Source organism: Pseudoalteromonas sp. T1lg23B (assembly GCF_002964665.1).
Taxonomy (GTDB): Bacteria; Pseudomonadota; Gammaproteobacteria; order Enterobacterales; family Alteromonadaceae; genus Pseudoalteromonas.
Genome location: NZ_PQBZ01000042.1, coordinates 533,893 through 546,011, shown reverse-complemented (window position 1 = coordinate 546,011; position 12,119 = coordinate 533,893). Strand labels below are relative to the sequence as shown.

14 protein-coding genes are annotated in these 12,119 nt (G+C 42.6%); 7 read left to right on the top strand and 7 right to left on the bottom strand.

Translation table 11 applies throughout. The features are described from left to right. Positions 1 to 115: 115 nt before the first annotated feature. The 3 genes from C2M32_RS18870 to C2M32_RS18860 all read right to left on the bottom strand — a co-directional run bounded on the left by C2M32_RS18870 (position 116) and on the right by C2M32_RS18860 (position 2,167). On the bottom strand, positions 116 to 811 hold the full coding sequence (locus C2M32_RS18870; protein WP_105169849.1) for a helix-turn-helix transcriptional regulator: 696 nt from the start codon (positions 809 to 811) through the stop codon (positions 116 to 118). 38 nt (positions 812 to 849) lie between these two features. Then, positions 850 to 1,167, bottom strand: coding sequence for a hypothetical protein (locus C2M32_RS18865; RefSeq protein ID WP_105169848.1), 318 nt, complete (start codon positions 1,165 to 1,167; stop codon positions 850 to 852). A gap of 136 nt (positions 1,168 to 1,303) precedes the next feature. Next, the gene (locus C2M32_RS18860; protein WP_105169847.1) at positions 1,304 to 2,167 is read right to left on the bottom strand and encodes a CPBP family intramembrane glutamic endopeptidase; all 864 of its coding nucleotides are present in this window, start codon (positions 2,165 to 2,167) and stop codon (positions 1,304 to 1,306) included. 211 nt (positions 2,168 to 2,378) lie between these two features. Between C2M32_RS18860 and C2M32_RS18855 the strand changes: the two genes are divergently transcribed. The 4 genes from C2M32_RS18855 (at position 2,379) to C2M32_RS18840 (ending at position 6,353) form a co-directional block, all read left to right on the top strand. Further along, positions 2,379 to 3,230 (top strand): delta-class carbonic anhydrase, encoded by an 852-nt coding sequence (locus C2M32_RS18855; protein WP_105169846.1) that lies wholly within the window; start codon positions 2,379 to 2,381, stop codon positions 3,228 to 3,230. A gap of 97 nt (positions 3,231 to 3,327) precedes the next feature. Continuing rightward, positions 3,328 to 3,708 carry a BlaI/MecI/CopY family transcriptional regulator gene (locus C2M32_RS18850; protein ID WP_105170146.1) on the top strand — a complete coding sequence of 127 codons (381 nt, stop codon included), beginning with the start codon at positions 3,328 to 3,330 and terminating at the stop codon, positions 3,706 to 3,708. A gap of 1 nt (position 3,709) precedes the next feature. Next, positions 3,710 to 5,056 carry a M23/M56 family metallopeptidase gene (locus C2M32_RS18845; RefSeq protein WP_105169845.1) on the top strand — a complete coding sequence of 449 codons (1,347 nt, stop codon included), beginning with the start codon at positions 3,710 to 3,712 and terminating at the stop codon, positions 5,054 to 5,056. A gap of 4 nt (positions 5,057 to 5,060) precedes the next feature. Further along, entirely contained in the window at positions 5,061 to 6,353 is a 1,293-nt protein-coding gene (locus C2M32_RS18840) for a M23 family metallopeptidase (protein WP_105169844.1), read from the top strand. A gap of 71 nt (positions 6,354 to 6,424) precedes the next feature. On the opposite strand, the gene C2M32_RS18835 is transcribed toward C2M32_RS18840, so the two are convergent. Then, on the bottom strand, positions 6,425 to 6,994 hold the full coding sequence (locus C2M32_RS18835) for a hypothetical protein (RefSeq protein ID WP_105169843.1): 570 nt from the start codon (positions 6,992 to 6,994) through the stop codon (positions 6,425 to 6,427). A 350-nt stretch (positions 6,995 to 7,344) separates the two neighbouring features. Between C2M32_RS18835 and C2M32_RS18830 the strand changes: the two genes are divergently transcribed. Then, positions 7,345 to 7,908 (top strand): YSC84-related protein, encoded by a 564-nt coding sequence (locus C2M32_RS18830; protein ID WP_105169842.1) that lies wholly within the window; start codon positions 7,345 to 7,347, stop codon positions 7,906 to 7,908. A 339-nt stretch (positions 7,909 to 8,247) separates the two neighbouring features. Next, entirely contained in the window at positions 8,248 to 8,733 is a 486-nt protein-coding gene (locus C2M32_RS18825) for a hypothetical protein (protein WP_105169841.1), read from the top strand. Positions 8,734 to 8,746: 13 nt separating this feature from the next. Here C2M32_RS18825 and C2M32_RS18820 read toward each other — a convergent pair whose 3' ends face one another. Then, positions 8,747 to 9,379 (bottom strand): FMN-binding negative transcriptional regulator, encoded by a 633-nt coding sequence (locus tag C2M32_RS18820; RefSeq protein WP_105169840.1) that lies wholly within the window; start codon positions 9,377 to 9,379, stop codon positions 8,747 to 8,749. Beyond that, positions 9,379 to 9,954, bottom strand: coding sequence for a GNAT family N-acetyltransferase (locus C2M32_RS18815; protein WP_105169839.1), 576 nt, complete (start codon positions 9,952 to 9,954; stop codon positions 9,379 to 9,381). Before C2M32_RS18815 ends, C2M32_RS18820 begins: the two co-directional genes overlap by 1 nt. A 139-nt stretch (positions 9,955 to 10,093) precedes the next feature. Between C2M32_RS18815 and pdxR the strand changes: the two genes are divergently transcribed. Further along, positions 10,094 to 11,572 carry a MocR-like pyridoxine biosynthesis transcription factor PdxR gene (gene pdxR / locus C2M32_RS18810; RefSeq protein WP_105169838.1) on the top strand — a complete coding sequence of 493 codons (1,479 nt, stop codon included), beginning with the start codon at positions 10,094 to 10,096 and terminating at the stop codon, positions 11,570 to 11,572. Here the strand turns inward: pdxR and C2M32_RS18805 are convergent. Beyond that, positions 11,547 to 12,035, bottom strand: a complete 489-nt coding sequence (locus C2M32_RS18805) for a SixA phosphatase family protein (RefSeq protein ID WP_105169837.1) — start codon at positions 12,033 to 12,035, stop codon at positions 11,547 to 11,549. The genes pdxR and C2M32_RS18805 overlap by 26 nt on opposite strands. Positions 12,036 to 12,119: the final 84 nt, after the last annotated feature.

Sequence of the window (12,119 nt, the reverse complement as noted above, 5' to 3'; positions counted from 1 at the left end):
ACTAGTTTCCTTGGTTAGTAAAAGCGAAGTAGCGTTACAGATCAAGATTAAAGAATAATGTATACAATGTTAATTTGTCGTGTATTTGCTCAAATGTAATCAACAAATAGCAAGATTAATTTTGCTCTGCATATTTGGCTCTGACCAAGGCAACGTAATGTTCAAGGTTTTTGCGTGTACTGGTGACAAATGGGGTTGTGGTAGCACTGAGATCTAACATGCGATCTAGGCGAAACTCTCTGTAATCATTTCGCAGTTGGCAATGTGCCACTAACGTCCACTTTCCGCCCCAATAAACCATACCGAGCGGCTCTATAATGCGGACACTTTGTGCATCATTGGCATCTTGATATTGTAAGTTTACACAGTAATTCGCGTTGATAGCCTCTCTGAGTAATGCGCTGAAAGTTTGTTGTTGTTCACCATGATTAAAACTGGCAACAAGATAAGGTGATTGTTCACTTTGTTGTTTTAGCTGAGTGGGTAGTACTGCTTCGATTTTTTCCATCGCGGCTTTTGCGTGGCCGCTTAGTGTTGGGTCGGTCCATGCACTGACCATTTTACTGCCAAGTAATAACGCCGTGAGCTCATCAAGGCTGAACATCATAGGAGGCAGAGGATGATCATGGATGATATAGCCAACTCCTGCCTCGCCGTAAATAGGAAGCCCCGAACTTTGCAGGCTTTCTATGTCGCGGTAAATAGTACGCTCAGATACGTCAAAACGTTCGCTTAACTGCTTGGCTGTGATGGCCAAACGTCGCCCTTTTAGAAGGTTTACTAACTGAAAAAGTCGTTCTGATTTATGCATGTGAGCGTACGTTACTCGAAACCGCTGGACTGAGCAGCTTAACCAGTACAGGTACTTTGTGCAATGATCATATTGTGTGTCATAACTACGGATTGTTTGTCGATAACGGTTAAGAAGTCCATACACACGGCTGAGTGATTAAATGCCTCAGCAGCTCGTTTTGAATCTTCCATAGATTGCCAGTAGATCACATCAATGTAGCCTTGGTTGTCGGGCTGTTTAGCTAATGATCGATAAAGCAGTCCTGATTGTGCTGCAATAAACGTTTGAAACGCATCGTTTAGTGGTAGAAAGTCCTGCTCGCTTACGCCAGCCGCTAATTTAAATTTAACAATTTCAATGACATTTTGTGACATTCTGATTTCCTTACAGAGTTGTTTAAGTCGCTAAGTAGTAAATCATGAATGACTGTCAGGGAATGTCAGTAGTGTGTCATGCTGCTCATTCAGTCTGCATCTTTTTTGGCGTTTTAAATGCTTTTTTAAAAAGGGGTTAGCTATGGTGCACCATCGGGTATGTAAACAACGCCAAATGTACAAAATTAATCAAAAAATGACAGATGACCGCCCAGTACAACTTGCCAGTAAATGCATACACGGCACCGTATAAACCACCCGCAACACTTGCAACCAGCATATACTCTAGCGGGCCTGAAAAATGCGCTAGGCCAAATAGGAGGCTGGATATGATAAGTGCGTAATAGGGATTGAGTCGTGCGCTGAGTTTTTGCTGTATATAGCCCCTGAAAAATGCTTCTTCAATCACGCAGGTTACCACTAAGTTATTGAGTGCAAATAACCACCACCAGCCTGGCAGGTGTAGATGTAGCATGATTAACTCAAGTGACCATGCGCTTGCCAAAACAAGAAAAAACAACACCATAAATAAAGCGGTTAGCTTCGCTTTGTGTTGCTCACTGACGGTTATCAAAGGGCTCCCGTTGTGTAAAAGAGCAGGGTACAACAGCAACAAAACAAACAGCACAGCAGACTTATCAAAGTTAAAATACAAGTCAAATGGTAAGCTATTTGAAGATTTTTGAACTTGTTCAAGCACCAGTAAGTTATTGAATCCGGGTACCTGGTGAGCGGCAAGCGCAATACATGCTAGCAATGTTAAGGCTGTAACAGGGTAACGAAATTTAGCCGTATCAATATGATGCGTAAGGTAAGCCAGAGACATAATAATGGCAAGTGCGAGCAAGGCAGGGAAGGTAACAATGCTACCAAAAAATGCCACCATTAAGGTGATTAGAAATAATACCAAGCTGATCCGTTGAGACACAAAAGCACTCAGCAAACTAGCCAGCAGCAGCGCAAAAGCAGTGCTTTCGATTAATTCGGGAATATGAAACACCGTAGAGTGCTCCTCATGGTTTAACAATATTGGCTAGTTTACACGAGCAACGCTGACCCACAGCAATAAACAGGTCGTTGCTTTTGCCACTAGTATTATTCAATAAAATAACATAATAGTGTTTTATTTCAATATGTTATATTTTCATGTTTGATCTTTTTTTACCCATCATACGTTAAAGTTGGAGCTTTATTAACAAAAGGATTAATCAATGAAAAATATCAAGGGTTTGGCGGTAGCCTTGAGTGTGTTGCTACCCAACTATGTTCTTGCCACAGGGAATTTAGCAAGCATTCACGCGCATTTACACGAGACTAAAACATCAAACGCGCGAGGAGTGAGCGATAAGCTGCATGGTTTTGGTCCGCAATCACCCAGAGACATAGATAGCACGCAGGGACTCAATCCTATTGTTTTTTCCGCAGCCCCAAAGCGGGATGTGATGAACCTTTGTAATATTCATTTCCATAAAAATGCTGAGCACAGGGGAGGTGAGTTTAATCGACCTGCCGATGCGAGTGAAAAGCAAATGGGGTTTGTTTATTCTGGTACGCTAAGCCGAGCCCAGCGAGCACCCGTGGCTCAGCCTATTTGTCCTTCAGACAAACTAGGGCTTAATTCTGGAGACACCATTGAGCTTCATTACGTACATAGTTCAGCACCTGTCGCGCCGGGGTCGACCTTGAGTGCTTGTTTGAGCGAACATATTAAAAATCCTCAGCTGAGAGTTGAGGCACAGGTAATGGTATTGACCAATGATGGCAAGGGGGTGGATTTCAATTCACTCACTAAATTTGAGCAAGTGAATGGTTATTACCAAGCGCCTAATATCCCATCAAATACGGGTCAGGGTGTTGAATACACAGGTTCTACAACAGGTCCAAATTATAATCGCAAGGGTTCTCCTTTTAAGGTTACTTGGAATGTTCGGCCACAGGTCCTGAAGGTAGATATTCATAGTTTGGGGACATGGTGCAGTGAAAATCCATTCCAAGAACATGCTGCGCACGGTGTACGAGATCTGGTGACTGCTCCGGAGCACTTATCGCCCATTCTTAATTAGCAGCATTGGGAAAGTTTAAATAAATCAAATGTGCGACTTGTGTCGCACTTTTTTGTTTGATAAAGTGCGACATATGTCACATGGAGATGTTGTTATGATGAAACCCAATAGTACAGAGCTGGAAATATTAAAATTACTCTGGCGTTCACAACCAAGAACCGCAAAAGAAATACATGAAGCAATAGAGAGCAAGTTTCATTGGTCTTATTCATCAACCCGTAAAACACTAGAGCGTATGGGGGAGAAAGGGTTGTTGCTTGTTGGCGAAGATGGAAATAAGAAATCATACCAAGCCAAAGTAGATAAAGTTGCTACTCTTGCACTGTATGCGCAGGAGTTTGCAAAAAACGTATTTGAGCTAGATGGTCCGCTACCCGTTACTTTGTTTGCAGATAGCCGACTCATTGAAAAAGAAGAACTTAGTGAACTTGAAGACCTATTAGAATCGCTCTCAGCGCAGGATAAAAAGGGAAGTTAACATGAGTTTCGTAGCATTAATAGCACCCTTGGCTAATGCGATGGTGTGGGTTTTGCTGTGCTTTGCTCTACTTGCATTTGGCCGATATTTAAAGCGCTTTAATCCAGCAATGCCAAGTATGTGGTGGGGGTTGTTGGTAATCAGCATACTACCTTTTTCAGGATTCAATATTTCAACCCAGTTGATAGCACTTCCTGACGTTTTATTTGATGTATCCGAGCAAGCCGAATTATTGCAATTGCATACCGAGTTGGTGACAAACAAGGCCTATAAAGCTGATCCAAGCACTTTGCTCGTAATTTTACTGTGCATTTATGTGAGTGTTACTTTGCAACGTTTGTATCGCTTTTGGCGTAACAGAAATAGTGTTTTGCGCTTATTGGCAACGGGCGAAAAAGTATCAATTGATAGAAAAAACCTTGATACGTTTATGTTGCCGATTAATTGCTCTCCATTTGTAACTGGCATATTCAAGAGTAAGCTGGCCTTGCCAAAATACTTTATGACGCTACCTGAGCCGCAAAAAAACGCTTTGCTTAATCATGAACTTGTTCATCTGGACTATCGTGACCATCAGCTTTTAGCCTGCTGGCATATCTTGTCTTGTATTTTCTGGTTTAATCCTGCTTTGTTAAAAATGGAAGTCGAATTAGCTAAAGCAATCGAAGCGAGGTGTGACAAGTCAACACTATCCAGATATGGGATCAATCCTAAAGTCTATGCACAAGCCATGCTTACATCACTTAGGTTTAATAGTGCCAGCTTTGAAGAGCATTCGAGTGTCGCTTTTGCTTCAAGAGCACTGTCATTAGCGGATTATAAATTACGTTTGACTGAGATCATGAGGCCAACCGAGTGCCACTCGCGTCGAGTATTGATTGCTCTACTTCTATGTGCGTTGACTTCTGTAGCGATTGTGAGCCATTTAAAGTCACTGTTTATTGTGCAACATCCAAACTGGCAAGCGCCTCTAAACGATTACTTCATCAGTTCATACTTTGCACATATCAGCGCGTTTAGGCAGAACCGCCCACACAATGGTGTTGATCTCGTCGCGCCTAAAGGACAACCAATTTCTTCTCTAGCAACAGGCAAAGTATTGGTGGCAGATGGGCACACATTGCCAGCGAATTATGGGAAGGTTGTGTTGATCCAGCATAGTAACGGGTATCAAAGCGTATACGCACATTTGGATCAGGTTTTGGTTACAGAAGGTGAGTGGGTGCATGCAGGAATGCACATAGGAACCTTGGGGGAGACGGGTAAAGTGACAGGGCCGCATTTACATCTTGAAATTTTGCATAATGGTGAACGTATCGACCCATTGACCGTTGTGGAATTAAACTAAATTTATGAAATTATTTACTTATATTATTGTTATGAGTGCGGTCCTTAGTGCTTGCACTGAGAGTGATGGCTCACGACATGACCTTGCGAAAAAAGCACCGACACTCGGTGTTGCAGAGCGTACCGCAGAAGTATTGCAAACTGTTGAGCTAGAGATTCAAGAACAAAGTGAGCTGGTGAAAACCACGATAGTGACCGTTTCACAAGGACAGTCCTTTATCGGCGTACTTAAGCCGTTTGGTTTTAGCGCAAATGATGCATGGCAAGTGCGAAAACTGGCTCAACCACAACTGGATTTAGATCACATTCAGGTTGGTCAAAAAATTAAAGTAGAGCACACTGGCACCGCGTTGTTGTCTTTAACTCTCGCCACAACTTTTGCTGAACGCGTGCGCATCGAACGTGTCAATGAAGGCTGGACCAAACGCCTTTATGCGCTGCAGGTTCGAACAGTACCCACTGTGCGTGCTTTTGAGGTGTCAAACAGCATATTTGATGGTGCTCAAAGTAGTGACGTACCACTGGATATTATCAACCAAATGATTTTAGCATTTTCACACTTGATTGATTTTCAAAGACAGATCCACAAAGGAGATAGTGTGAACTTACTGTTTGATGAGCAAATAGCACTCTTTCCAGATGAATTGCAATCACAGCAGAGCCTGCCAACTCAGCTGCGTTATGCCCGTTTGTTCACTAACGGTGAGCCAGTTGAAATCTATCACTTTGAAGATAAGCACGCAGTGGATGGTTTTTACTTCAAAAATGGCCGACCAGCGCGAGGTTTTTTGCTGAAAACACCATTAAATGGTGCGCGATTATCATCGGACTTTGGACGCAGGAAACACCCTATATTAGGTTACACACGTCTTCATGCAGGGCTAGATTTTGGGGCACCACTTGGCACGCCAATATTTGCCGCAGGCAATGGAATAGTTGAAAAAGCCAACTGGGGCGGCGGATTTGGCAATCGCGTACTTATTCAACATGGGCAGGGATACCACACACTGTATGCCCACTTACACAGATTTGCGGATGGGTTAAAGCCCGGAGATCGAGTGACTCAGGGCCAAGTGATAGGATACTTGGGTAATACGGGGCTATCACAGGCGCGACACCTTCACTATGAAGTACACAAACATGGCAAACCTATTAACCCATTATCACTGAAAAATGTGGTTCAAACTCCGTTGCAAGGTGCTTTATATGCGAAGTTTCAGGATCAGGTGCAGAGTGTAGCAGATACACTGCAAACCACACGGCTGGCTTTGCATTCAGAACAAGAAAAAACACTGTGAATTTGGCTGATTGGCAACCGGTCTGGCGAACAGACCGGCTTCTGACTTGGGAGTCTACGGAGCAAGTGAAATTAGTTGCGCGTCAAACAGTTGTTTTTAGGGCGCTCCCCTGGCGCTAGAATTTGTACATGAGAGTATTCAATATCGCCGATAGTCGGTGTTATCAATGCTTCAAAGCGTTGGGCAGCTTGATGGAGGTGCTTCCCTTGCGTCTCAAGAGCGGTAAATTTTCCTTTGTTCTCAGCGGCTAACTGTTCCAGTTCAGCTGACACGGATTGTTGCTGCGCCAGTAGTGTTTTATCTATGCTTAGTTTGTCATCTGTAACCACATAGGCTTGTTGGGTAATCGCTTGAATTTGATCGCCCAACTCACTCATCTGAGCGCTAATTTTACTCACTGGTTGCTCCAATTCACGCATTTTCTCGGAGTGTTTTTTCATGGTCAGGTAGCTGTCTACTTGTTCAGCATTCAAAGGAGCTTCAAGTATTTGTTGACAGTGTTGAGATACGAGTACGCGATATCCATCTTTACTGTTAGCTTGCTGATTTTCAACTTGCTGTATTTGCGATTGTACGTGAGCATACGATGCGAAAGCGGCTGTTATGCTGATAATGGTGATAAAGTTCAAAGTCTTTAACATGATAATATTCCTGTTTGCATGATGTCAGGGTATATGTCGATAAAGCCTAGAAAAAGGTTTAAAAGTTTTATTTTGTGAGCGGCTGTTCGGGTTGTTATTGTTCGATTTTTACGATGATATTGTGCGTAATAATGTGGTTTTATTTTACTAATGGGCTATGTAAACTGGCCTTGTTTTCACACTTATCCCTTCATGATTACCCATGATATTGGCCGCGTTTAGCGGCCTTTTTTTGCTTGCTTTGCGTTAATTTATATCTATGCACGCTAATTCATGTATAAGCCAGCTTCTGTGTACTAGGCTTTTATTCACCATATTTTGTCGTTATTTTCTTTTTAAGAGGAGTCCATATGAGAAACTATCTAGTTGCGATATTGATGGGGACTGTGTTTTTGCTAGCGGGTTGTGCCACGTCTGGCGGTAAATCTGTCGCAGAAAAGCGCGCGGCGGTTGAAAGTATGCGTAGTAATGTGTTGAGTCAACTGTATGCTCAAAAACCTGATGTTCAGCAGCAAATTGCAAGTTCAGCAGGGTATGCGGTGTTTGATAATGCCAATGTTAACGTCATATTTGCCAGCTTTGGTGGTGGCTACGGCGTAGCCGTGAATAGGCAAACTGGTGCTAGAACTTACATGAACATGGCAGAAGCTGGGTTGGGGTTAGGGATTGGTGCAAAAGATTTCAGTATTGTAATGGTGTTTCACAGCCAATCGGCATTGGCTCGCTTTATTGAACACGGTTGGGCATTCGGTGGTAATGCGGATGCAGCGGCCAAACATAAGCATCAAGGAGGAGCGGTTGCTGCCGAAGTTGTGGTTGATGATGTAACTGTTTATTCGCTAACAGAGACTGGGCTTGCTCTACAAGCGGTGTTGAAAGGTACCAAGTTTTGGGTTGATGACGAACTTAATTAAACTTTGACTTACACTGCTCTCAACAGCAGCAACTTTTTTAAGTTGCTGCTGTTTTTTATCTATAGGCTGCCTGCGTTTTCCTTATGCTTTATTTCTACATGGGTCTGGCGTGAGTAACGCTCAGATGCGCTGTATGTTTTTAGAACGATATTCACTGTTTTTTTACTTTTATTCCTGTTTTATTGTTTTTTTATTCTATTTATTAACATATTAATATTGCTCTATGCCAAATTTACATACATAGAGACACGGTTTAGTTCACAGGATTGTGAAAGAAGGTGTGTTATTTCAAATACGTTATGGTTGGTACGTACCAAATAAACGACAGGGAGAAGATGTATGTACATATTTATGGATAATTTAAGCGTTAGACACGCGTTGGCACAATTACATACAAATAGAAATACAAACGGAAAAACGTTATTAGAGCGTATTTGGCGCAGCGTATTTGGTGATAAGGCTTTTGTGTCTGTAGAAAAGGATATTCAAACGCAAAATGTGGAAGAGTTTGCCGTAAAAAACGTGACTCAATATTGCTTAAATGGACGTAGAATATACGTTAAACATATGTTTTATGAGCTAAAAGGGCGATCAGTTAAACCCAAGTTATCCAGCGATGATATTAACTTTTTTAGGGCTTTGGATAAGCTGTCAACGCGATGCTTTGTTATGGTTTACGTTAAAAATAAAACCACAAAGAACTATGACCAAGCGCTTTTTTTAGATGATTTTGAAGCGATTCAGGGCATTAGTGAAAGTGAAGCAAACGGACGCTTGGTCAGCTTGCCTCAGGCGGCAGATGTTATACGTAAGCAACTAAGCTAGTGGTAACTACACACTAGTTTGGTACGTTACCATCTGTAATGTCATTATCAATGTAACTTCCAACAAGCTCAGATAAAGCCTTGTTCCCTCTAGTTTTCAGGCTTTGCATTATTTGGGCTTTCACTTTTGGTGGCTTATTCTGGCTTAGTTTAAAGCTGCCGCACCACTGATCTAATGAGATGGTAAAAAACACAATATGGTCAAATAGAGCATTCAGCTTGGTTGTTTCAAGCGATGAAACAAGCCAAGGTTTACGGCTCTCACGTTCAAAATGGTTGGTGATTTGCGTCATCATTTTGAGCTTCAATTCGTGCTCTGTTACCAATTCCAAGCGTCCTTCGATTTGTACATTAGCGTAGAGCCATGTTGGGACTACTAGATCTGCGCGGTGACTAGGCGAAATGTAATCATTGGGCCCATTAAACAGCAATTTTACCTTGCTATTATTTTGTTGTACCAAAGGGTTGTTTTTTGCCACATGACCAATAAAAAGGTGCTTGGAAGCATCAAAAATTAAAGGACTATAGACCACATCGTTTAGCTTAGTTTGGGGGTGGCTAAACAGGATAGAAGCCAAAGGTGATTGGTGTACCAAGGATAAAACACGTTCAATACCCTGTTCTTGGAAATATCGAGCAGGGTACATTATAACCACTCCTCTAATTTGGCTTTAACGCCGGGCCATTGCTCATCAATAATGCTAAAACGTGCGCTGTTACGAAAGTTACCATCAGCGAGTAATCTATCCTTGAAATGAATGCCTTCAAAGCGAGCGCCAAGCCTTGCAATGGCATTGCGGGATTGCTGATTATTTTCATGTGTACTGAAGGTGACACGAACCAAGTTGAGTGTTTCAAAGGCATATTTGAGCAGTAAATATTTACTGTGTGTATTGACATGACTGCGCTGCCAAGGCACTCCAATAAACGTGTGACCAATTTCAGCGCTCAGATTATAGGTATCTAACCTAAACAGACGGGTTGTCCCAACTACTTTCTGGTCCGCTTGATTGATGATTGCCATAACGAGTTGTTGCTGCGTATCAAATTGAGCGGTTTGTAAGAACCATTCGCTTAGTATTTCTGGTGTTTTACAATAGTTGGTTAAAATCCAGCGCCACAGTCGAGGGTCTTGGCCGGCTTCAAAAAGGCCATCTAAATGCTGCTGCGCTAACGGCTGCAATGTTACTTTCTGTGTGTTTAAACTGCATTTTTCAAACATGCTTCATTCCTGTTGTCGGTCTTGATATGGCTACTTTAATCTGATTTTTGGTTTAACTTAAACAACCAGATTTTATTATTTACCTAGACCAGATTGGCGGTTATGCTGTTTACACTAATCCGTTAGAATTGACTCTAAAATGCACCCAATTGCTTTTACCGCTCAGCACGACAAAGAAGCTATTTACTTGCAACTTGCTGGAGCGTTGAGAAATGCCATCAAAGCGGGTGAATTAATGACTGGGGCTAAGCTCAGCTCAGCGCGAACCATGGCATCGGCTTATCAGCTTAATCGCCATACCGTCATGAACGCATTGCAGTTGCTCGTTGCTGAGGGATGGCTGGAAGCAAGGGAAAAGTCAGGCTATTTTGTTACGCGCACTTTGCCAATAGATTCCAGTGTGGAGCAAGAAAAGCAACCACAATATATCCCTAAACCGCTGACGTTTGCTCAGCCAATGAGCGACCCAGTAACTGCTGAACTTGCTCAGTACAAATACAATTTTGCGGGTGGCTTGCCCGATATTGAGCAGTTTCCGTTTGTTGAATTTAAACGAGCGTTAAGTAATGTGTGCCAAAGGATAGATGCCAAAAAGCTGCATTATGGTGCGGTGGGCGGTGAAAGCGAATTAAAGTTTCAGATCCAAGCATATTTACAAAGGGCGCGGAATCTACAGGCAGAAGATTTGGTGGTCTGTAATGGTTCACAAGAAGCTTTGTTTCTTAGTGCGAGAGTATTTATATCGCCGGGAGATTATGTTGCTTGTGAGAGCCTTGGTTATCCGCCAGCTAGAAAAGCGTTCTCGGCCTGCGGCGCACGTATTATAGATATTCACCAAGATGAACAAGGGTTGTGTGTTGCGGACTTAGAGGCACAGTTGCAACGCTACCGTATCAAGTTATTGTATCTCACTCCTTTACATCAGTATCCAACGACTGTGACTTTGTCACCCACTAGGCGCTTACAAATATATCAGCTTTGCTATCAATATGGTGTCGTGATCATTGAAGATGATTATGATCATGAGTTTCACTATCGATGCCAACCTTTGCAACCGATGGCATCAGATGACCCTGCTGGAATAGTCATTTACATATCAACGTTCTCTAAAATAATGTTTGCAGGGGCACGAGTGGGTTATATCTGTGCCCGTACACAGATACTTGAGCAAATCCGCGCTCACAAGCAGTTAATTAATCATAAAAATGACGTGCTGACCCAACTTGGAGTAGCCTATTGGATGCAAACGGGCCAGTTTGAGCGGCACCTAAAGCGTATGACCAAATTGTACAAGTCAAGAAGTGAAGCAATGGCGCAGGAACTAAGACGTTATCAACAGATGGGTTTGCCTTTAAGCTTTGTTTATCCAGACGGTGGTATGGCGATGTGGGTAGAATGTGGTACCAACGTGCATGGCGTAAAAGCCTCTGCTCGCAAGCACGGCATTTATCTACAAACGCAAGACGAGTTTTATTTTCCTGACAGTGAGCGCTCGTTGCTACCGAGCGCTACAGATATCACCCATGTGAGACTAGGATTTGCAGGTCAAGATACCATGCTTATGAGCCAAGGGTTGCGGCAACTGATGTTGCTTATTTATCCTCGTTATCTGAGCTGAGAGTAGATAAACTGACTTTGCCAAACTTACCATATGTGATGATAAATACTTTATTAAATTCATCTTCAGCAATACTGACTTGCTCACGGCTAAGCAGCTCTACTAGCTGAGGTGTGGTGTTACTGTGACCTACGATTGCTACACGTCCCTCTAATTCTAAAACTTTGCTTGAAAAAGACTCTAGATTTTGCGGGTCATAGCTCTTTACATCTAGTCCAAAATGTTTTGCCAGTGGCGCAATGGTTTGTTGCGTTCGGCGATAATCGGTACTAAACGCATGTTTTATGGCTTGGTCACTGAACATTGACACTAGGTGTTGAGCTCGTTGCTGACCTTTTGCCGTTAGCTCTGGGTTATCTCCTGTGGCTTTTTCTGCATGACGAAACAAAATGATTTGCTCAGGAAGAGCTTGAGCGGCACTGCTTAGTAGTAACAAAGGAAATAAAAAAGTTTTTATTTTCATAGTTCGTATTGTTCACATCAAAAAACGGATCGCAACTTTAACAAAGCTTACATGGTTGAGCAATCTCCCCCTGTTCGTAGTAAG